At 69.1% G+C, this 20301-nt stretch carries 17 protein-coding genes and 1 pseudogene; 10 read left to right on the top strand and 8 right to left on the bottom strand.

The annotated features are described in order from the left end of the window. Positions 1-140: 140 nt before the first annotated feature. The 4 genes from SNOUR_RS27790 to SNOUR_RS27775 all read right to left on the bottom strand — a co-directional run bounded on the left by SNOUR_RS27790 (position 141) and on the right by SNOUR_RS27775 (position 4005). Positions 141-1094 (bottom strand): IS481 family transposase, encoded by a 954-nt coding sequence (locus SNOUR_RS27790; protein WP_067358055.1) that lies wholly within the window; start codon positions 1092-1094, stop codon positions 141-143. A 183-nt stretch (positions 1095-1277) separates the two neighbouring features. Further along, positions 1278-1820 (bottom strand): hypothetical protein, encoded by a 543-nt coding sequence (locus SNOUR_RS27785; protein WP_079142927.1) that lies wholly within the window; start codon positions 1818-1820, stop codon positions 1278-1280. A gap of 37 nt (positions 1821-1857) precedes the next feature. After that, positions 1858-3453: an alpha/beta hydrolase gene (locus tag SNOUR_RS27780; RefSeq protein WP_159425930.1), complete on the bottom strand. Its 1596-nt coding sequence runs from the start codon at positions 3451-3453 to the stop codon at positions 1858-1860. An 84-nt stretch (positions 3454-3537) separates the two neighbouring features. Further along, the gene (locus SNOUR_RS27775) at positions 3538-4005 is read right to left on the bottom strand and encodes a hypothetical protein (protein ID WP_067352247.1); all 468 of its coding nucleotides are present in this window, start codon (positions 4003-4005) and stop codon (positions 3538-3540) included. Positions 4006-4163: 158 nt separating this feature from the next. Between SNOUR_RS27775 and SNOUR_RS27770 the strand changes: the two genes are divergently transcribed. Next, entirely contained in the window at positions 4164-5084 is a 921-nt protein-coding gene (locus tag SNOUR_RS27770; RefSeq protein WP_067352245.1) for a phosphorothioated DNA-binding restriction endonuclease, read from the top strand. A gap of 242 nt (positions 5085-5326) precedes the next feature. Here SNOUR_RS27770 and SNOUR_RS27765 read toward each other — a convergent pair whose 3' ends face one another. Together SNOUR_RS27765 and SNOUR_RS43415 are read right to left on the bottom strand one after the other, a co-directional pair. Further along, complete coding sequence (locus SNOUR_RS27765) at positions 5327-6580, bottom strand: tyrosine-type recombinase/integrase (protein WP_067352243.1); 1254 nt, start codon at positions 6578-6580, stop codon at positions 5327-5329. 172 nt (positions 6581-6752) lie between these two features. Beyond that, positions 6753-7031, bottom strand: coding sequence for a helix-turn-helix domain-containing protein (locus SNOUR_RS43415; protein WP_079142925.1), 279 nt, complete (start codon positions 7029-7031; stop codon positions 6753-6755). Between the two features lie 243 nt (positions 7032-7274). On the opposite strand from SNOUR_RS43415, the pseudogene SNOUR_RS43410 reads away from it, so the two are divergent. Further along, a pseudogene (locus tag SNOUR_RS43410) lies at positions 7275-7385 on the top strand (3-hydroxyacyl-CoA dehydrogenase family protein); the annotation flags it as partial. Positions 7386-8046: 661 nt separating this feature from the next. Here SNOUR_RS43410 and SNOUR_RS27760 read toward each other — a convergent pair. Beyond that, positions 8047-8487: a PIN domain-containing protein gene (locus SNOUR_RS27760; RefSeq protein WP_067352240.1), complete on the bottom strand. Its 441-nt coding sequence runs from the start codon at positions 8485-8487 to the stop codon at positions 8047-8049. Between the two features lie 166 nt (positions 8488-8653). Here SNOUR_RS27760 and SNOUR_RS27755 point away from each other — a divergent pair, with 166 nt between their 5' ends. From SNOUR_RS27755 to SNOUR_RS27725, 7 genes are all read left to right on the top strand, one after another. After that, complete coding sequence (locus tag SNOUR_RS27755) at positions 8654-9904, top strand: DegT/DnrJ/EryC1/StrS family aminotransferase (RefSeq protein WP_312633940.1); 1251 nt, start codon at positions 8654-8656, stop codon at positions 9902-9904. A gap of 27 nt (positions 9905-9931) precedes the next feature. Next, positions 9932-11053, top strand: coding sequence for a ParB/RepB/Spo0J family partition protein (locus SNOUR_RS27750; RefSeq protein ID WP_067352236.1), 1122 nt, complete (start codon positions 9932-9934; stop codon positions 11051-11053). A gap of 108 nt (positions 11054-11161) precedes the next feature. Continuing rightward, positions 11162-11416 (top strand): acyl carrier protein, encoded by a 255-nt coding sequence (locus SNOUR_RS27745; protein WP_067352233.1) that lies wholly within the window; start codon positions 11162-11164, stop codon positions 11414-11416. Next, entirely contained in the window at positions 11413-13107 is a 1695-nt protein-coding gene (locus tag SNOUR_RS27740) for a (2,3-dihydroxybenzoyl)adenylate synthase (protein WP_067352232.1), read from the top strand. The genes SNOUR_RS27745 and SNOUR_RS27740 overlap by 4 nt, the downstream gene beginning before the upstream one ends. Before the next feature lie 65 nt (positions 13108-13172). After that, positions 13173-13931 carry a thioesterase II family protein gene (locus SNOUR_RS27735; RefSeq protein WP_067352229.1) on the top strand — a complete coding sequence of 253 codons (759 nt, stop codon included), beginning with the start codon at positions 13173-13175 and terminating at the stop codon, positions 13929-13931. A 65-nt stretch (positions 13932-13996) separates the two neighbouring features. Next, positions 13997-15196, top strand: coding sequence for an FAD-dependent oxidoreductase (locus tag SNOUR_RS27730; RefSeq protein ID WP_067352228.1), 1200 nt, complete (start codon positions 13997-13999; stop codon positions 15194-15196). Next, positions 15193-18261 carry a type I polyketide synthase gene (locus tag SNOUR_RS27725; RefSeq protein ID WP_067352224.1) on the top strand — a complete coding sequence of 1023 codons (3069 nt, stop codon included), beginning with the start codon at positions 15193-15195 and terminating at the stop codon, positions 18259-18261. The genes SNOUR_RS27730 and SNOUR_RS27725 overlap by 4 nt, the downstream gene beginning before the upstream one ends. A gap of 31 nt (positions 18262-18292) precedes the next feature. On the opposite strand, the gene SNOUR_RS27720 is transcribed toward SNOUR_RS27725, so the two are convergent. Beyond that, on the bottom strand, positions 18293-18844 hold the full coding sequence (locus SNOUR_RS27720) for a CGNR zinc finger domain-containing protein (protein WP_067352222.1): 552 nt from the start codon (positions 18842-18844) through the stop codon (positions 18293-18295). Between the two features lie 58 nt (positions 18845-18902). Between SNOUR_RS27720 and SNOUR_RS27715 the strand changes: the two genes are divergently transcribed. Then, positions 18903-20285 (top strand): MFS transporter, encoded by a 1383-nt coding sequence (locus SNOUR_RS27715; protein WP_067352219.1) that lies wholly within the window; start codon positions 18903-18905, stop codon positions 20283-20285. Positions 20286-20301: the final 16 nt, after the last annotated feature.

Below are 20301 nucleotides of genomic sequence, written 5' to 3'. Positions count from 1 at the left end.
GTGGAAGAAGGAGCGGCGCCTGGTGCGTGCGATCGCAAGGCGCCGGGATGTCTTCATAGCGGAGCTATGGGGGCATTTCGGCAACGCCGCGAGCGTGCGTGGCAGGCGCCGCGACGCCGCGGAGATCCATCAGAAGCGCCCTAGGTGTATTGCCCTGTGAGGTTGGGGACGCGGCTGGCGGGTGGTTGGCCTGCGAGTGCGGTGTGTCCGCGGTGGTGATTGTAGGTGTGTAGCCATTGTGGGAAGGCTTCGCGTCGTTCGGTTTCCGAGCGGTAGGGGCGGGCGTAGGCCCATTCGTCGAGCAGGGTGCGGTTGAGGCGTTCGACTTTGCCGTTGGTCTGGGGTCGGTAGGGCCGGGTGCGCTTGTGGGTGATCCCGGCCGCTGCCAGCGCGTCCCGCCAGTCGTGTGAGCGGTAGCAGGAGCCGTTGTCGGTCAGGACCCGCTCGACGGTGATCCCTGCCTGGGTGAAGAACGCCTGGGCGCGTTGCCAGAAGGCGGTGGCGGTCTCTTTGCGCTCGTCGGTGTGGATCTCGCTGTAGGCGAGGCGGGAGTGGTCGTCGACGGCGGTGTGGATGTAGCTGTAGCCGGCGTTCGAGCGGGTCTTGCGGCCTGCTTGCCGGCCGAGCGCCTTGTGGCCGCCGCCGTCGGGAATGTTGCCGAGCTTCTTGATGTCCACGTGCACCAACTCTCCTGGTCGTTCACGCTCGTAGCGGCGTATCGCACGGCCGGTGGCACGGTCGAGGTGGGACAGGCGGGCCAGACCGAAGCGGGTCAGGACGCGGTGCACGGTGGACGGCACCAGGTGGAGCAGGCCCGCGATGCGGGCGGGGCCCCACCGGCGCAGGAGGCGGACCTTGATGATCCGCCGTTCGGTGCGGGTCGGGGTTCGTCCCGGGCTGCGGTGCGGGCGGCTGGAGTGGTCGGCCATGCCCGCCTCGCCGAGCTGACGGTAGCGGTCTGCCCATCGCTGGGCCGTGGTCGGGGAGACCTGGAAACGTTCGGCTGCCCTGCGCAGGGGCCAGCCGTCCTCGACCACACAGCGGGCCAGGCGCAGGCGTCCGGTCTCGGTCAGGGGTGCATTACGGTGGGGCATGAGGGCCTTTCTGTCGGTGTAGACGTCGCAATCCACACCGAACCGGAAGGCCCTCACCCGTTCAAGATCCCCCAGCCGAGACCTGGCTCACCCGTCCACAACCTCCCCGGACAGAACACCTAGGGCGCTTCTGACGGGCGGGAGGGACGGCTGCCGACGAACAGCCGTCGTCCGCCGGATCGTTCAGAACTTCTGCTGTTCGGCACCTGGCGGAAGGAAGCAGCTGGTGCTGACGGAGAGCCGAAGCGTATCCGCCGGCTTGACGGTGTCGGCGATGATCAGGAAGCGCTCCGTCGTGTTCCTCCCGTACAGCGTGACCGCGGGCTGGTCCTGGTCCTCCGTGTAGTCCGAGACGTCCACCCCGTGGCCCTTCAGCGCGTCCCGGAGTTTCCTGACCGCCGCGATGTGCTCCCCGGCCGGAAGATGCGCATAAGCGGCGTAGGTGAGGGTGAATCTGCCGTCGGTGGCCACCTCGTCCCCCTTCCCCACACAGTCTTCGAAGTGCGTGCGGGGGGAGGGCCCATGGGCGAGGTCGACCCCCGCGAAGTGCGCCATGGTCGCGGTGTACCGCTTGGCCCAGGCCAGCGTGTCCGCTCTGCTCTTGCGTGGCAGCGGGGCGTTGATGTCGTCGGTCGGTCGGGACATGCAGGCTCCTGTGAGGAGGGCGGTCAGGGCTGTCAGCGCCACGGCACGCAGGCCGTTCTTGCGGTGAATGGTCAGCGGCACGAGGGGATCCGATCCGTAGGGGCGAGCGACGCGGGCGCTACGAGGCCAGCGTGGGCTTGACCCCAGCGATGATCTTGCCCTGGTTGGCGAGGCTCTGGCTGGGCCCTTGCGGGGTCATGTCCCAGTAACCGCTGTGTTCGTGGGTGTCCACCTTGAATCGGTGGCCGCCAAAGGACTTCTCCGAGGGGTCGGCGCCGAGGGTCAGGTCGGTTGCCGCACTGATGCCGTCGTCCTCGGCAAGACCGACATAGACATGGTCGGGGTCGATGTTCAGCTCCGTCGCCTTGTCGACCGTCATTCCGGGGCTGCCGACCACGGCGATGTTGTCCGCGTCGAGGCCCCCGCCCCCGGAGGCGCCGGCTCCGACCACGGTCGAACCGTAGCTGTGCCCCAGCACCGTCAGATTGGCCGGCGCGCCCTCGTGCGAAGCCCTCAGCCCGTGGGTGAAGTGCCGCAGGTCCGGCGCCGCTCCTTCGGCACGCCCCGTGCCCGCGACGTCCAGGTTTCCCGCCTGGGACCCGGGAATCTCCGGAGCGTCGTAACCAAGCCAGAAAATCATGGATGTCTTGGCGTCGTGGTCGGCGTCCCCGGCCGCGTTCTGGAGTTTGTCCATCCGGCTCAGATTGCCGCCGGTGGAGTCCGAAACGGTCGTGGAAGTTCCGGGGACGAACACCCCGACGTTGTCGGCCGTATCCGGGTTCCCCAGGGCGATGACGGTTTTCCCGTCGCCCTTCGAGTCGAACCCGAGCATATAGATCTGCTTCTCTCCGGTGGCGCCGTCCCGCTTGTCCAGTTCCGCCTGCAGCGTCTGCAGATTATTGAGCCGCTTGTTGTACTCGTCCGTGGAGAACTTGTCGTGGTACTCGTAGTTTTCCATCGCGCTCAGCTCCTGCTCCAGGGCGAGCCGATTGGCGTCGTCCCGCACGCCGGCCGGCAACCCGTCGGTCTTGCCGAGGATCTCGGGATGCAGCGCCGCATACGTTTCCCGCTGCCCCTCCGGGAGGTTCTTCCACCATTCCGCAGCATCCTTGGGATCGCTCGGCGGGTAGGGCTTGCCGATGTCGTTGTGCAGGGCTTTCGAAACCTGCTTGACGTCCTCGCGCGCCTCACCCGCGGCGTCGTCGATGTTTCCCGTCAGAATATCGCCGCCGAGCACACCCAGGGCGCGGGCCGCCTCATCGCTGGCATTCTGGGCCCGCTCGACGCACCCGTTGATTGCCGTCTGGTAGTTTTCCAGCTTGGTGAACAAGTCGAACCGGTCCTGCCGGGTCTCGCCATCCTGCGGGTATTCGCGATCCTTGGGCGGATGGACGGCGCCGTCGTCATCCACGTAGAAGTCTTCACCCTCAAGTTCCTTGACGGTTTCCCGCAGGTGACTCTGGGCCAGGAACATCTTGGCGACGGCTTGCGCGATGGCCTCCGATATCGCCATCGCTTCGGTGCGGACGATCCCGAATCTGCTTTCGAGGTTCTCCAGGTAGTACAGCGCGGATGCAGCGTCGTCCCCGGACCAGTTGGCGTGCAGCGGGCCGGTTACTTTTGTTCGATGCCGATCGCCGAGCTCGTCCATGTGCGTGGACAGCTTGTGCCAAGCAGTCGAAGCCTCCTCGCAGTCCGAGAAATCCTGCTTCAACAGGAGCAAGTAGCCGCTGGTCAATTCGCAATCCCCCGTGGAGAAATCAAATGGCTGCCAGAATCACTCCCTCGAACCGCCCCCTCAGCCGAAGGGGGAATCCGAGGTCGTGGTGTGCACGGGTCCGGCGTTCCGCATCTCGTCGGGAGTCCGCGCAGCGCGCGGATCACGGCCGGGATCCGACGTGTTGTCACGGTTCACGAAGGCGGGCGCGACAGCGGGCATGACAGCGGGCGCGGACTGCGTCCGAGCATCGGCGTTCTCGAAATCCTGGGATGCTGCGGCGTCGTTCCACTCGTGCCCAGTGGCGCAAGTCCGCAGGTTGGCCGCCGCAGTCGAGGCCCGGGAACGCATCCCGTCGAGGGACGGTTTCCAGGTCGCGGCAGTCGTTTCCAGCGCTTGCGACAGCGTCCAGCCCTTGAGCGCCGCCGCGGCGTCCTTGGTGGCGCCGATCGCCTTGTCGCTCCTGCCCCTCATGTCGTCGGATATCGAGTCCTCCGCATGAGCGGCAGCTCGCAGTTCCCCCGGATCGACGGACGTCTTGGACGACATACCCTTCCCTCACCCTCGAATTTACTACTTCCTGGCAGAATACCAACGATCTCTTGATGATTCCCCTGTTGACGGAATCCCCTCTCCACTCCCTCCCGCCCCTGACTGTCCGACCGGACCTGACGCGACGTCCGCGAGGAGAACTACCCTTGCGGCCCATGGACTGGCTTGATCGGGTGGCGGGACTGCGGCGTTGGACGAGCAACGGCTTTCGGGCTCCGCACAAGCCGTTGCTGCTGCTGTACGCGCTCGGCGGCTATCAGCGGGATGCCGACGGCGAGCTGCGCTACAGCGCGGTCGAGGACGAGCTCAAGCGGTTGCTGGCCGAGTACGGACCCTCGCACCCGACGACCCCCGCGTACCCCTTCCATCACCTCGTCAGTGACGGCGTGTGGGAGGTCAGAACCGACCAGGGGCCGGGGAGCCCCGGAAGCGGGGTCGGACTCCTTCGCTCCAGCGGTGCCACCGGGCGGCTCGCGCCCGCCCTACGGGCCGCGCTCGCCAAGGAGCCGTCGCTGCTGGGCCGGCTCACCAGGGTGCTGCTGGACAGCCACTTCCCGCCGTCCCTGCACGGGGATCTGTGCGAAGCCGTGGGTCTCGACCTGGAGCTCGCCGAGACCGAACCCGGGCCCGGCGCGGGCGCCGCCGCCCGACGGGGGCGTGATCGACGGATGCGTGAACTCATACTCACGGCCTACGAGTTCCGCTGTGCGTTCTGCGGATACGACGGGGCACTCGGCGCGAGCCCGGTCGGGCTGGAGGCCGCGCATGTGCGCTGGTGGTCCCACGACGGGCCGGACGAGGTCGACAACGGCCTGTGCCTGTGCTCGCTGCACCACAAACTCTTCGACAAGGGGGTCCTGGGCGTCGGGGAGAACCACCGCATCCTGGTCTCGCAACGCTTCGTCGGCCGCAGCGAGGCCAGCCGACAGCACGTGCTGGACCTCGCCGGCCGCCCGGTCATCGGCCCGCAGGCGGACGCCCCCAAGGTCGCGACACGACACCGCGAGTGGCACGACCGACAGGTCTTCCACGGCCCGGCCCGGACATCCGTGGGCAGCCCCGTGCACGCCATGTGACAGCCGGCCCTGCGGGGCGGGGGGGGCGTGCGTCCGCATCCGTGGCCGCGTCGTGGTCCGCTGCCGCCCCAACCCGACGACGTCCGTCGGAACGACCAGGGAAACCCCTGGTCGGAACGGTAATGGCGGACGAGTCGGCCTGTACGCCGGGCTCCGCCCCCCGCGGCAACGATCATGCTTTGACCTGCACGTTTGCATGATCGTTTCGGACTCTTGGGCCCGCGGGGACTTCTCGGGGACTTTCAGTCGACAGCGGTGAACCACGCCTCGATGGCGGAGAGTCCGCGGGCGCCGGCCTGCGGCATGAAGTGAGTGTAGGTGCGGAGGGTGAAGGCCGGGTCGGAGTGACCGAGCCACTGGGCCAACGAGACGATCGACTCGCCCGCCTCAAGCATCACCGAGGCATAGGTGTGCCTCAGGACGTGGAATCCGTGCTCCCGGCTCGGCTCCCACACACGCGTGGTCTTCTCCCCCTCCTCCTGCTTCGGGAGAGGGGGAATCACCCCAGCCTTGGCCAGGGCTGGCTTCCAAGCCTTGGTGTTCCATGTGGTCCGGTTGATTGCTCCACCGCGGGTCGTGGTGACCAGCAACGGCACCGTCACCTTGCGGCGCTTGTCCCGGGGCACGTCCGGCTCTTCAGGATCGAGCCACGGCAGGGTCACCTCGATCGTCTCGAACTGCTCCTGGTGCACCAGCACCCGCTTGGCCAGGGCCTCCGTCACCGGTACGTCGCGCTCCTTGCCGCCCTTCGGTGGACCGAAGTAGAGCTGCGACTTGTACCGCAGGATCTGCCGCTCAATGTGGATGAAGTCGCCCCGCACATCATCGGGAGAGAACCCGAATGCCTCCCCCTGCCGCAAGCCGCACCCGACGCCGAGGTCAGCTGTGATCTGGTACCGATCGGGAAGCTCAGCCCGCACCGCGTGGACTCGGCCCTGCGTCCAGGAGCGCGCCCTCCGCTCGGGCTTCTTGGGCGGCTTGATCGTGCTGCTGCCCTTGCACGGGTTACGGAAGAGACGCTTGTCCTCGACCGCGGCCTGCATGATCGCCTTCAGGTAGATCCAGGCGATGTGCGCCGTGCCGGCTCCGACCGCGCGCTGCACGTCGGCGGACCACTTACGGAGTTCTGCCGTGCCGATGTCCCGCAGCGGGGTCTCCCCCAGGTATGGCAGTACGTGTCCCCAGATCCGATAGTGCATGCTCTCCCGCGTCTGCGCGGGGTGGACCTGCGACGGCCACCAGTGCTTCTCGACATACTCGCGGAAGGTGATCTCGCCGTCGCGGGCGTCTACGAACTCGCCGCGGCGCGAGTCGGTCTGGGCCTCGGCGAGCCACGCCTTGGCGTCCGCGACCGTGTCGAAGGAGCGGTCTTGAACTCCGGGGATCCCCTTCACTCGGTAGCGGGTGCGCTTCCCCCAGAGTTCGGTGCGCTCTCGCTTGCCGGTCTCCTTGTTCGGCCGCTTCTTGAGCCACCTGTCCTCTATGTATCCCGCCATATGAAGCCCCTTAAGGTCGGAGAGCAAATTCACAAGGCGCATCCCGCGCCATGCTCAGCACACAGACAACCTTCGTCTGCACGAAATTCCGCGTATCGTCCACTTCTTCAACCCGCCGGCCCTGGGCCACAACCCGCCCTGACCGGTCCAACTGCAAGACCGGTATTCCGCATCAGGACACGGTGCGTGGCGAACGCCGCTGCGGCGCCCTGTTCATCGGGCTAAGGGCCGGGTTCGAACGCGAATCGGCTTCCTGTTGTTCCGCAAGCCATGCATCGAGCAAATCCCGGCGATACATGACCCGCCCACCAGGGCCCATACGGAAGCTGAGCGGCCCCTGCCGCCGGTGACGCCAGACGTACAAAGTGTTCGTCGAGATACCGAGGTACGTAGCAGCGTTCTCCACGTTCAGGAACGCTGTCTCGACGAAAGGCTGCTTCTGATGACTCATTGGATATCTCCGGGTGAGGACTTCGACGTACCGGCAGCCGCGCCGGTCTCCCACCAGCTGTGCAGCGGCGACGTCCGGGCTGCTCCTGGCAGGCGAGACCAGTGTCCGGAGAAAAGCCGGTTTGGACCGGCCGCGATTAAGTGCTAGACAGCCGCTCGTAGCGGCAGGCCACCTGATCGGCCCGGCGGGTACTACGTCTCCCGGGACGCATCCATCAGAGCGTCAAGGGAGACGTAGGCCGACATGAACGAGGAGTACAAGGAGTCGTTGTACGCCGCTTCCCCACTGCTCCAGCGGATGGTGGACGCGGGGCGTCTGGGGCGGAAGTCCGGGTCGGGGTTCTACCCGTACTGATGCATGCGGCGACGCCGCCAACTGGCGCTGTTCAAGGGCGAATTCGCCCGAAACAGCGCCTCCGGCGGTGCCGTCGCGGGGTAGCTCTCACGGTGCCCACCAAGCCCTCGCCCGCACATCATCGTGCGGCTTGCGTGATCAGCACGAGACACCACTTGGCGAGCGCCATCAACTGGTAGAAACCGGCCCTGGCCTGGCGCTTTGCACCTTTCGGAGCTGTCAGGTCCTTTCCCTCCCACTCAACGGAAGTCCCTGGAATGTCCCTGGGACAGAGCTGAAAAGTCCCTGAAAAATCCCTGGAAAGTACCTGGTTCGGAGCGGTCCGACCAGGGCGGTCGAGCCTGCATCGGCGGTGCAGGCGACCGGATTCGAACCCGGGACCTACGCATTACGAGGCCGGTAGACATCGTGCCGCCCAGTGCCGCGCCGTAGCCCGAGGTCCCGTCTTCCCTGATCAGAACCCATGCCACGGTCCCGCTCTTCGCGTCCCGTGTTGCACCGTCCAAAGGCGTCCACGCTCCCCTTGCGCTCCCCCACCGCCGACGAAGCGCCGCACTTGCTTGCGCCGCCCGTCAACAGCACCACGGTGGCTCAATTTGTGGAGACAGCACAGGCATGACAGAACGCGGCCGCCACCGCCCCGACCATCGTCGTCACGGATTCAGAGCGGGAGGCCATCGGGGAGAATCCGCAATGCCTTGTGGCGGCCGAGGGGGCGCACGGCACGGAAGTCGCGGCGGTCGAGGGTGAGGACGGCGGCTGTGTCGTAGTCGGAGGCCAGGGCGACGTTCACCGCGTCGGCGAGATCGAGGTCGAGACCGGCGTAGCGAGCACGCAGGGATTGCGCGGCTGCCAAGTGGTCCTCAGTGATCTCCGGTACGGAGATGCGGCCGCGGCGCATCCAGTGCCGGATGTCATCGGCTGCGCTGATGGCGGCTTCGCGGCCAAGTTCGCGCGTGGCCACGTGGTCGATCTCGGCGAGCAGCAGCGGGGACATGACCAGGAGGCCCGCTGCCATGGTCGCTTCGTTTGCCGCCTGGTGCTCTGGGTGGGTGGTGTCGAGTGCAGCCAAAAGCCCCGCAACCAGCTTCGCCTCGCCCACCGGCCGTGAAAGCGAACCAAGCCACCGGTCACTGAGCGGCGCACCGGTCGTAGGCAGTAAGTCTGACCATTCTGACCGTGCCCTGACCAAGCTGACCGCTGTCGGCCCTTACCCCGTATGAACGGTCCGGGCTTTGATGGGACGCATGTTGGACAGGAGCTATGTAGTGCCCTGTGCGAAACGGGGCAGTGTACTGGGCGAGGTCGAGGTCAGGGAGCTCACCGAACTGGTGCAGGGCGATGCCCCACTGTCGTTGGGTACCTGGCGCGACCGGTTCGAGCGGGCCTTCGCTCAGCTGGTCGGTAGCCGGTACGCGATGACGACCACCAGCGGAACCGTCTCACTGGAACTGGCGATCCAGCTCCTCGACCTGCGGCCCGGCGACGAGGTCATCGCCACTCCCCAGACCTATCAGGCCACCGTCATGCCGTTGTTGGACCGCGAGGTGACGGTCCGCTTCTGTGACATCGATCCGACGACCCTCAACATCGACCCGACCGCGGTGGAGGCGCTGATCACGCCGCGCACCAAGGCACTGCTTCTGGTGCACTACGGCGGCTGCCCGGCCGAGATGGACGAGATCATGGCGATCGCCCGCCGTCACGGCATCCTCGTCGTCGAGGACTGCGCGCACGCGCTGGGCGCCGACTACCGCGGGCGCAGGCCGGGTTCGCTGGCCGACATCGGCACCTTCAGCTTTCAGAACGCCAAGAACATCACCACGCTCGGCGAGGGCGGCATGGTCACCTTCGACCGTGACGACTGGGCCGTGCGTCTGGAGCGGCTGCGTGGCAACGATGTCGACGCGCAGATCGAGCCAGAGGAGCGGATCGATCCCGACGAGCCGCTGGTGCTGCCGTGGATGAAGTACTCCGCCGCGGTCTACAGCGACCGAGTCACCCTGATCCGGCGGGCCGGCACCAATGCCACGATGTCCGAGGCCGCGGCGGCCGTCGGCCTGGCGCAGCTCGGCAGGCTGGATACCCTTCAGGCGACCCGGCGCTCGATCGCGGCGCGGCTCGATGCGGTGCTGCGCCGCTATCCGTTCGTACGCCCCCAACAGGCACCCGCGCACAGTGGTCACGCCTACCACCTCTACACCTGCTTCGCGGACACCCGCGCCCTGCGTGACCAGCTGCTGCTGGCGCTGGACCGGCGGGGGGTGGAGATCCAGCTGCGCTATTTCCCGCTGCATCTGACCCCCGAGTGGCGGCACCGCGGCCACGGTCGCGGCGAGTGCCCGGTCGCCGAGAGCATGTGGTTCGACCAGCACCTCAACCTCCCCTGCCACCCCGAACTGCGGCCCTCACAGGTGGACTATCTCGTCGAAGCACTGGACGAGTCGCTGGCCGAGGTCCAGGCCATGGCGAGCGGTACGGACACGCCCAGGCTGGGTGCCGCGCTGGCGGCCGGCTGACTTGCAGGGACGAACGTGAGTGGTGGGATGACCGTCGAGTCAGCGTTACGGGTACCGGAGGCCGCTCCCGGCCTCGGTGCCGCGCGGCGGGGCCGGGCCGTAACCGTACCGATCAGCGCACTGGACATGTCCTGCCCGCTGCGCAGCGGCGGCCAGGATCCGGAACACGTCAGGGCGCTGGCCGTGCTGGACCCCTCGCTGCTGCCGCCCGTCCTGGTGCACCGCCCGACGATGCGCGTACTCGACGGGACGCACCGGGTGCGCGCTCAACTCCTGCGCGGCGGCACGCAGATCCGTGTGGAGTTCTTCGAAGGCACGGAAGAGGAAAGCTTCGTCCTCGCTGTCCGCTCGAACGTCGCTCACGGACTGCCGCTGTCGCTGAGCGACCGCAAGGCGGCGGCCGCCCGCATACTGCACGCTTACCCGCAGTGGTCGGATCGGTCGATCGGATCGGTGTCGGGGCTGTCCCCGAAGACCGTGGGCGTCATCCGGCGCCGTTCAGCCGAGGAAGATCCTCAGCTGAACGGGGTGGATAGGCTCGGCCGGGATGGCCGGACGCACCCGGCCAGCGTGGCCGAAGGTCGGCTTTACGCCAGCAAGTTGATCAGCGAGCGGCCATACGCCTCGCTGCGGGAGATCGCCAGCTCGGCGGGGATATCTCTGGGCACTGCCCAGGACGTGCGCAAACGGCTGGAGAACGGCCAGAATCCGGTGCCCGCGCCGCGCGGCAAGGGACACCGGGCGGTCGGCGCAGCTCCCCGCACCCCCCTCGTCTCATGGCGCATCGAGGGCGGAGCGGGCGGCAGGGATGACGCCGGCGGCTCGGGCGGTGTCGACGGTGCCCATGACGGTGCCGGGGATGACCGCCTCATGCCTCCGTCCCCGGGCACCGGCTCGGACCTGCGGCGTCCGCCGTTGCCGGAGCGGGTGCGCGTCCTGAAGCAGGACCCCGCACTGCGCTCTACCGACATGGGACGCGCGCTGCTCCGGCTGCTCAGCTCCCATGAGATCCCGCTCACCCATTGGCAGGCCCTGGTCGGCGGGGTCCCCCCGCACTGCGCCCGCGCGGTGGCCGACGTAGCGGGCGAATGCGCCCGCATATGGCAGGAGTTCGCACGCGAGATGACCGCACGCGCCCCGGAGCGCTGAACCCGAAGGCCGGAACACCTCACCCAGGGCGCCGTCGTATCCCCGGTATTGCCAGGCGCCCTCGCACCCCCGGATGACAGCGGATGTTGGAGGCATTTTCCCTTGTCGATGCATGAGACGGCCGACCTGCTTAGCGCGGTGACCGCCACGCTGGTCGAAATAGGCCTTGACGAAACGGAGTTGGCGGAGGCCACCACGGACTGGAAGCTCCGTGCCGAGCTCGGGCTCAGCTCGGTGGAGACCACCGAGCTGCAGCTCGCGCTCAAGCAGCGGTTCGGTGTGACGGTCGACCTGTGGGACCAGGACGACTACACGCTGGGCCAGCTGGCCGAGCTCGTCGGCGAGCAGCGGAGCGGGTCATGACGGCGCCGGTCAGCGAGCGCGCCGCGCTGGACACGGAGGTGATCGCCCTCGCCGCCGACCGCGCCGCGGCCTACCGCGACGCCGGGCTGTGGCGGCAGGAGCTGGTCAGCGACCTCGTGCTCGACCGGTGCCGGGCCCAGCCCGATCGCTGCGCCCTCGTCGACGGTGACCGCCGGATGACCTACGCGGAACTGGCGCGGGCGGTGCACGAGGCGGCCGGCCGACTGCGCACCCAGGGCATCGCCCCCGGCGACCGGGTCTGCGTACAGCTGCCCAACTGCCTGGAGTATGTCGTCCTGGTGCTGGCGCTGCTGCATGTGGGGGCGCCGCCGGTGCTGATCCTTCCGGCGTTCCGGGAACACGAGCTGAACCACATCGTGTCCGTCACCCGGCCCGTCGCCCTGGCCGTGGACGCCGGAACCCGCCGCGCAGGTCTGCTCGGGCTGGCCCGCACGCTGCGGGACCGGCACCCCGGCCTGCGCCATCTCCTCATACGGGGAGCGGGGCAACTCGCCGAGGGCGAGACGGATCTGGCGCGGCTGTGCCGACCCGAGCCCGGCAGCACCGCGCCGGACACCCGTCGTACCGACGCGGACGCATCCGGTGCCACTCCCGGGGATGCCGCCGTCTTCCTGCTCTCCGGCGGCACCACCGGGCTGCCGAAGGCGATCCCGCGGTCCCACGAGGGCTACGGCTACATGATCCGTACCGCTGTCGGCATCGCGGGAATCACTTCGGAGTCGGTCAACCTTGCGGTCATGCCCGCCGCCCACGGCTTCGTGATGAACTGCCCGGGGGTGCTCGGCACGCTGATCGCGGGCGGCCGGGTTGTGCTCGCGAACCCCAACAGTCCTCGCTCCGCCTTCGAGTTGATCGAGCGGGAGCGGGTGACCCACTGCACCCTCGTCCCGACCCTGATGCTTCAGTGGCTGGCCGCCGCGCCGGAGTCCGGGGCCGATCTGAGCAGCCTGGAGGTGATCCAGGTCGGCGGCGCCCGGCCCGGCGCCGAAGCGGCCGCCCGGGTCCGCACCGAGCTGGGCGCCACGCTCCAGCAGTGCTACGGCATGAGCGAGGGACTGCTGTGCTTCACTCGCCTCGACGACCCTGACGACGTCGTCCACACCACTCAGGGCAGACCGGCCAGTGCGGCGGACGAGTTCCGGGTCGTCGACGCCGACGGCAAGCCGGTGGCCGAAGGCGATATGGGTGAGCTGCTGACCCGCGGCCCCTATACCGTCGCCGGCTACTACCGCAATCCCGAGGCCACCGCCGCGGCGTTCACACCCGACGGCTTCTACCGGACCGGCGACTTGGTGCGCTTGGACAGCGGCGGCAACGTCGTCCTGGAGGGCCGGGTACGGGACTCCATCAACCGCGGCGGCGAGAAGATCTCCGCGGAGGAACTGGAGTCCATCGCCCAGCGCCACCCGCGGATCGTCCAGGCGGCCGGTGTCGCCATGCCGCACGAACTCTACGGCGAGGTGGTGTGCCTGTACGCCGTCCTCGACGGCGAGGGCACGGTCGGGCTGCGGGAGCTGCGCCGGTTCCTGGAACAGCAAGGCCTGGCCGGCTTCAAGTTTCCCGAGCGGCTGGAAGTCGTGGACGCCCTGCCGCTGACCGGCATCGGGAAGATCGACAAGAAGGCTCTGCGGGAGGACATCGCCGGCCGACTCGCCTCTGAAGCGCACTAAGCCCACCCGCGCGCGGTCCGCGCATGCCGTATCCCCACACCCGCATACCACCATGAGGTGAATCCATGTATCTGGGGCGCACGACCCCGCTGATCAAGTACGCCGCCGGTGCCTCACCGCCCCGCCACCAGCTCGTCTGCTTCCCGTACGCCGGCGGAGGCGCCTCCTTCTACCGCCGCTGGCGAGACGAACTCCCCTCGGATATCGACCTGTTGGCGGTGCAGTACCCCGGTCGTGAGGAGCGCATCGACGATCCGCTCATCGACGACATGGACGAGCTCGCCGGTCTTCTCGCCGCCGAGCTCGCCCCGGCGCTGGACCTGCCGTTCACGTTCTTCGGCCACAGCATGGGGGCCGCCGTCGGGTACGAGATCGCCCGCCGGTGGGAGGAGTCGGGCTACCCGACGCCGGACCGGCTGATCGTCTCCAGCCAGTTCGCCCCGCCTCGGATCCACGCCGGTGACCTTCTGCGGCACGACGACGAGGGTGTCCTCGACGAGCTCGTCCGGCTCGGCGGCGTCCCCAGGGGCGTGTCCGAGAACCCGGAGCTGGTGCGGATGATCGTGTCGGTCGTGCGCAACGACTACCAGGTGCTGGAGTCCTGCCGGTTCGGTGCCGACACCCCGGCGCTGGACCTGCCCGTCACCGCGTTCTGCGGTGCGGACGACCCGGCGGTGACACCGCGGGACGTGCGCGAATGGGCGGCCTTCACCCGGGCCGGCTTCACGGACCGGATTTTCGACGGCGGGCACTTCTACCCCCGCGAACGGCTCACCGAGACGGTAGCCGCGGTCTCCGAGCTGCTCGCGTTGCCGGCCCGCTGACGCCCCCGCCCTCCGCCGGGCCCCAGACCCCGGCCCCCTCTCCCGTGAAGAAATGAGTGACGCACATGAGCGACTACAACCAGCACTACGACCTCATCGTGATAGGCGGCGGGCCGATCGGCCTGTCCACGGCCTGGCAGGCGGCCCGGCGCGGCGGCCGCAAGGTACTCGTCCTGGAGCGGTACGGCTTCATGAACGAGCGGGGCGGGACGAGCGGCGCCGAGCGGCACTGGCGGCTCCAGTACACCGAGCGGGACATCTTCGCGCTGACCCTTGAGGCCCTGCCGATGTGGCGGGAGCTGGAGTCGCTGACCGGCCGCAAGCTCCTCCATGAGGTGGGCAGCCTGTGGTTCGGCGACACCGAGGTGAAGACCAACGAGGGCCAGATCTCCGGGACCGCACGTGCCATGGACGAGATGGACGTGCCCTACGAGTGGCTGACCGCCGCGGAGATCGAGCGCCGCTACGGCTTCACCAGCCTCCCGGGCCACTACGAGGGCTTCCTCCAGCGGGACGGCGGCGCCATCGACGTACGCGGCACGATCGGCGCGGTCTTCCAGCTCTCCCAGCAGCACGGGGCGGTGCTGCGCGGCAACGAGCGGGTGCTGGAGGTCAACCCGGATTCCGGCGGCGTCACCGTCCGGACGGAGGAGCGCACCTACCGCTCGGACAAGGTCGTGATCACTAACGGTGCCCACGCCAACGACCTTCTGGGAGCGTGGGGTTCAAAGCTGGACGTTGGTCTGTACGAGCTGCCGCTGGTCACCCTCAACCAGCGCCGGGCCGATCCCGGACGGCCGTTCTGGTTCGCCTTCCAGCAACCCACGGACGAGGACACCAACCTGTTCTACGGTTTCCCGCCCAACCCGTGGTCGGCCAGCGACGACATCCGGCTCGGCCCGGTCTTCGAGGTCGACGCGCTGAACCACGCCGACGAAGCGAAGGGCATACCGGCCGCACGGCCGGTGGAGCGGGTGACCGACTGGGCCACCGCGCACATGCCCTGGGCCGACCCGCGGCCGACGGAGTTGTCCACCTGCCTGGCGATGCTGCCCAAGGACCCCGCCCGGCAGTTCTTCCTCGGTGACGCCGGCGCGCTCGTGAACGGCGGCGAGAACGTCGTGGTGTCCGTGGCCGGCTGGGGCTTCAAGTTCACCCCGCTGTGGGGGAAGATCTGCGCCGATCTCGCCCTCGACGGGACCACCGCGTACGACATCGGCCGGCACGCTCTCACCCCCGCCGGACCGTCCGGGATCGTGGCATGACCCTGCGCGACGACGACCCCACCACGGACCCGGCTGCCACCGACATCGCCGTCGTCGGGATGGCGGGCCGCTTCCCCGGCGCCGAGGACATCGACGCCTACTGGCGCAATCTGCGGGACGGCGTCGAGTCCATCACGCGGCTGGAAGAAGCGGACCTGCTCGCCGAGGGCATCGAGCGGGCCGAGTTCGAACGGCCGGAGTACGTGCCGGCCGCCCCGCTCCTGGACGGTGTGGACCTCTTCGACGCGCGGTTCTTCGGCTTCAGCGCGCGGGAGGCGGCCCTCCTGGACCCGCAGCAGCGCCTGTTCCTGGAGTGCGCCTGGCACGCCCTGGAACATGCCGGTATCGACCCGGCGGCGGTGCGTTCCGGCGGGGTTTTCGCGGGCGCCAACATGCCCGCGTACCTGATGTCAAACCTGCTGGGCGGCCGGCGGATCGTGCTCGACTCGGCCGTCTTCGAGCTGCAGATCCACAACGACAAGGATTACCTCGCGACCCGCGCCGCCCATCAACTCGGTTTCACCGGACCCGCGCTGTCGGTGCAGACGGCCTGTTCCACGTCGCTGGTCGCGGTGCACGAAGCGGCGCAGTCGCTGCGCACCGGGGCATGCGATGTCGCGCTCGCCGGCGGCGTGTGCGTACGGGTGCCGCACCGGGTGGGATACCGCTACGAGCGCGGTCTGATCTACTCGCCGGACGGGCACTGCCGCCCCTTCGACGCCGAGGCCCGGGGCACCGTCTTCGGCAGCGGCGTCGGCGTGGTCGTACTGAAGCGGCTCACGGACGCGGTGGCCGACGGCGACCGGGTGCTGGCTGTACTCAAGGGCTCCGCGGTCAACAACGACGGCTCCGACAAGGTCAGTTACACCTCGCCCGGCGTCACGGGACAGGAGCGGGTGGTTCTACAGGCGCTGCGTGCGGGCGGGGTGGACGCCCGGACCGTCACCGCCGTCGAGGCGCACGGCACCGCCACCCCCATCGGCGACCCCATCGAGATCAACGCGCTGACCCGCGCCCACCGGCACTTCACCGAGGACACCGGCTACTGCGCCATCGGCTCAGTGAAGTCCAACATCGGGCACCTGGAGTCCGCGGCCGGCATCGCGAGTCTGATCAAGGCCGTACTGCAGCTGCAGCACCGGGAGTTGGCTCCCAGCCTCCACTTCCGTACGCCCAACCCGCGAATCGACTTCGATGCGACGCCGTTCCGGGTGAACGACCAACGGGTTGCCTGGAATCCGGGTGACGTCCCGCGCCGCATCGGTGTCAGCTCCTTCGGTATCGGTGGCACCAACGCCCACGTGATCCTCGAAGAGGCTCCGACCGCATGCCCGGCTCCCGAGCTAGTGTCCGCCGCTCCCCGGCCGCAGCTCCTCCTGCTGTCGGCCAAGACGCCGCAGGCGCTGGAGGCCGCGACGGACCGGCTGGCTGGGCGGTTGGCCGGGCCGGACGCCCCCGCGGTCGCCGACGCCGCGTACACCCTGCAGACCGGCAGGCGGCCGATGCGCCACCGCCGCGCGGTCCTCGTCCCCCCCGACCCGGCGCGCGCGGCATCGCTGCTTGGTGGCACAGACCCCGACCGCGCACGCCAGGGCGACGCGGGCACCGGTCGGCCGCGTACGGTCTTCCTGTTCCCCGGCCAGGGCACACAGTTCCCCGCGATGGGCCACGGCCTCTACACGGCGGATCCGGGCTTCGCCGCCGACATCGACCGCTCGGCCCAGCTGCTGCGCGCCGATCTCGGCCTCGACCTTCGCGAGGTGTTGTACGGCACGGCCGCCGATGCCGAGCGGCTCACTTCGACGGAGGTGGCACAGCCGGCGCTGTTCGCCACCGAATACGCGCTGGCGCGGCTGCTGCTGCGCTGGGGTGTGGAGCCCGATGACATGGTGGGCCACAGCGTCGGCGAGTTCACTGCCGCCTGCCTGGCCGGGGTGCTGCCGCTGGAGGACGCGCTGCGCCTGGTCGCGCTGCGCGGCCGGCTGATGGGCGAGCAACCCCCGGGGGTGATGCTGTCGGTCGAGGCGTCCGAGGAGACGCTCGTACCGCTGCTGCCGGCAGGAGTGTCCGTCGCTGCGGTCAATGCCCCGGCCCTGTGCGTGGCCGCCGGTCCCGAGGAGGGCGTGGCCGCACTGGAACGTGAACTGGCCGGCACCGGGGTGGCGACGCGGCGTCTGCACACCTCGCACGCCTTCCACTCGGCGATGATGGACCCGGTGGTCGGCCCGCTGACCGGGGCGGTACGCGGCGCTGCCCTCGCTCCGTGCGAGCGGCCGTTCGTCTCGGGAGTGACCGGGCAGCCGATCACCCCCGAGCAGGCCATGGACCCGGCGTACTGGGGCGGCCACGCCCGTCGGCCGGTGCGCTTCGCCGACGCGGTCCGTACGGCGGCGGCCAAGGGCCGTACCGTGCTGGTCGAGGTTGGGCCCGGCACCGCGTTGTCCACGCTGTCCAGGGCGGCCCTGGCCGGTCGCCGGGGGATCTCCACCGTCCGGACGATGCGCCGCCCCGGTGAGGCGGGCGACGACATGGAGACGCTGCTGCGCGGGGTCGGGGACCTGTGGCTGGCGGGCGGCGAGGTGCGCTGGCCCGCACTGCACGACGGACCACGGCAGCGGGCCACGCTGCCCGGCTACCCGTTCCAGCGGGAGCGCCATTGGATCGGGCCGAGCGGGAGGCAGGGCGCCGGGACGGCCGACTTGCCCGTGGAAGCCGGCGACACACGGCCCGTGGCCCCGGTGCCCAAGGCAGCCGCCGAGGAGCGCTCGACACGGCCCGCCGGACTGCGGTCCGGCTACACCGCCCCGCGCGACGAGACCGAGAAACGGATCGTGGCGCTGTGGGAGGAGTCCCTCGGGTTCGAGGGCATCGGGGTCCACGACGACTTCTTCGAGCTGGGCGGGCACTCCCTGCTCGGCACCCAGTTGGCGAACCGGATACAGGAGGCGCTGGGGGTGACGGTGTCCCTGCGGGAGCTGTTGTCCCATCCGACGCCCGCGAAGCTCACTGCGGTCGTCACGGACGCCGAGGCGACCCCGGCGACCGGACCGGCCGAGTCGCCGTAGATGCCACTGTGACGACCCGTGAGGTCGGCGGTCACCCCCTCGCCGCCGGCCTCACGGGTTCTGTGCCGGCCTGCCGGGTGCGGAAGCGACGTACGGCGTCGCGGTTCGCGCAGGTGTGGCAGCAGTAGCGCTGTCGGCCGCCCCGTGTGAAGTCGCCGTACGCCCGGCCGCACTCGGCCAGCGCACAGCGGCCGAGGCGGTCCATGCCGCGGCTGGTCAGGTGCAGAGCGGTGCCCACACTGACCACTGCCCGCACCACCCCCGCCAGGCCCAGGCCATCGGCACGGTAGTGGATGTGCCAGCCGCCGTCGGCGTGGTCGGTCAGCCGCGGGTACGCGGACGAGGTCGTCAGCAGTTCGTTGAGCAGCGCGGCGCGCCGCTCGGGGGTATCGGCGTCGACCACCGCGAGCCAGCGCGGGATGAACTCCAGGATCTCCGCCAGGTCTTCGTCGCCCACCGCCCGGTCGATCGCCATGCCCGCCGCGACGCAGCGTTCGGCGAATTCCCCGGGGGAACGCGGTGGCGCGGCGGCGAGGTCCAGGATGAGCCGTACGGGATCCTCCCCGTAAGGGTTCTGTTGCATAAGGATATTACAGCAGGCTTGTTCCGGAAGGCTCCAGGCCCCGGAAGGAAGTACAACCATGCGCAAATGGCTGCCGTTGGTCGCCACCTGCTTGGGAACGTTCATGCTGCTCGTCTACTCGACGATCGTGACGGTGGCGCTCCCCAGCATGGCCCACGACCTGCACGCGAGCTTCGGCTCCCTGCAGTGGATCGTCGATGTCTATACCCTCGCCCTCGCAGGGCTGCTGCTCGGCATGGGATCGCTCGGCGACAACCTGGGGCGCAAACGCCTCTACCTGGCCGGCCTGGGGATCTTCGGCGTCTCCACGCTCGTCTGCGGATTAGCCGGCAATGTCGCCGTACTGATCGCTGCGCGGGCGGTACAGGGCCTGGCCGGTGCCGCGATGTTCTCGACCCTGCTGCCCCTGATCGGACTCACCTACACCGGACGCGACAAGGGCGTGGCCTTCGCGATCTGGGGTGCGGTCGCCGGTGCCGCCGCCGGTATCGGCAATGTCGCGGGCGGCATCCTGACGCAGTTCCTGTCCTGGCAGTGGATCTTCTTCGGCGGGGTGCCGGTCTGCGTGCTCACGGTGGCGCTGTCCGCCGCGGTGCTGATCGACGACGCCAGTACCTCGACCCGCATCGACTACCTGGGCATCTGCACCTTCACCCTCGCGGCGATCGGCATCACCTTCGGTATCATCCGCGGCGGCGAGCAGGGGTGGGGGGCCACCTCCGCGGTGCTCGGCTTCGTCGTCGGCGTACTGATGCTCATCGCGTTCATCCTGGTCGAGCGGGCCAGCAGCAACCCGATGATCTCGCTTTCCCTGTTCCGCAAGCGGGAGTTCAACGGAACGCTGGTCGCAGCCATGGGGTACTACCTCGCCGGCTTCGGTTCGCTGCCAGTCATGTCGATCTGGCTGCAGGACAGCGTGGGGCTCACCTCACTGCCCACGGCTCTGGTCATCACGGTGCAGCCGGTGGCGTTCTTCACCACCTCCGCCGTGGTCGGCAGCGCACTGCACCGGCTTCCCTCATACGTGACACTCGGCGGCGGCACGGTGGCCGTGGGCGTGGGCAACGTCCTCATGCTGACGGTCGATGCCGGCTCGTCCTGGGCAGCGCTGGTACCGGGACTGGTCATCACCGGTATCGGCGCGGGCATCGTCTCCCCCGTGCTTCCCGCCATCGCCATGTCTGCCGCGCCCGCGTCACAGAGCGGGGTCGCCTCCGCCGCGGCCAACTGTGCACGCCAGCTCGGCCTGGCGCTGGGCATCGCCGTACTCGGCTCCGTATTCCACCAGTTCTCGTCCGGCAAGGGCCGCGTCGACCTGCATGCGGAGTACGCGAGCGGGCTGTCCGCGGTATTCGTGGTCGCGGCCGTCGTCGGGCTGGGGAGCGGGTTGCTGGCGCTCTGGCTGCTCAAAGCCCGGCGACCCGCCGACCAGCCGGCATAGGCCCCTGGGCCCGTCG

The sequence above is a fragment of the Streptomyces noursei ATCC 11455 genome (assembly GCF_001704275.1).
In the GTDB taxonomy this organism is placed as follows: Bacteria; Actinomycetota; Actinomycetes; order Streptomycetales; family Streptomycetaceae; genus Streptomyces; species Streptomyces noursei.
Note: the sequence above shows the minus strand (reverse complement) of the source record. Positions and strands in the feature narration are given on the sequence as shown.

What these genes read in the sequence shown, in the direction of transcription:
- SNOUR_RS27720 (WP_067352222.1), bottom strand. Translation starts at nt 18,844, where the DNA reads ATGCAACAGAACCCTTACGGGGAGGATCCCGTACGGCTCATCCTGGAC.
- SNOUR_RS27770 (WP_067352245.1), top strand. Translation starts at nt 4,164, where the DNA reads ATGGACTGGCTTGATCGGGTGGCGGGACTGCGGCGTTGGACGAGCAAC.
- SNOUR_RS27735 (WP_067352229.1), top strand. Translation starts at nt 13,173, where the DNA reads ATGTATCTGGGGCGCACGACCCCGCTGATCAAGTACGCCGCCGGTGCC.
- SNOUR_RS27740 (WP_067352232.1), top strand. Translation starts at nt 11,413, where the DNA reads ATGACGGCGCCGGTCAGCGAGCGCGCCGCGCTGGACACGGAGGTGATC.
- SNOUR_RS27715 (WP_067352219.1), top strand. Translation starts at nt 18,903, where the DNA reads ATGCGCAAATGGCTGCCGTTGGTCGCCACCTGCTTGGGAACGTTCATG.
- SNOUR_RS27775 (WP_067352247.1), bottom strand. Translation starts at nt 4,005, where the DNA reads ATGTCGTCCAAGACGTCCGTCGATCCGGGGGAACTGCGAGCTGCCGCT.
- SNOUR_RS43415 (WP_079142925.1), bottom strand. Translation starts at nt 7,031, where the DNA reads ATGAGTCATCAGAAGCAGCCTTTCGTCGAGACAGCGTTCCTGAACGTG.
- SNOUR_RS27730 (WP_067352228.1), top strand. Translation starts at nt 13,997, where the DNA reads ATGAGCGACTACAACCAGCACTACGACCTCATCGTGATAGGCGGCGGG.
- SNOUR_RS27745 (WP_067352233.1), top strand. Translation starts at nt 11,162, where the DNA reads ATGCATGAGACGGCCGACCTGCTTAGCGCGGTGACCGCCACGCTGGTC.
- SNOUR_RS27765 (WP_067352243.1), bottom strand. Translation starts at nt 6,580, where the DNA reads ATGGCGGGATACATAGAGGACAGGTGGCTCAAGAAGCGGCCGAACAAG.
- SNOUR_RS27725 (WP_067352224.1), top strand. Translation starts at nt 15,193, where the DNA reads ATGACCCTGCGCGACGACGACCCCACCACGGACCCGGCTGCCACCGAC.
- SNOUR_RS27790 (WP_067358055.1), bottom strand. Translation starts at nt 1,094, where the DNA reads ATGCCCCACCGTAATGCACCCCTGACCGAGACCGGACGCCTGCGCCTG.
- SNOUR_RS27750 (WP_067352236.1), top strand. Translation starts at nt 9,932, where the DNA reads ATGACCGTCGAGTCAGCGTTACGGGTACCGGAGGCCGCTCCCGGCCTC.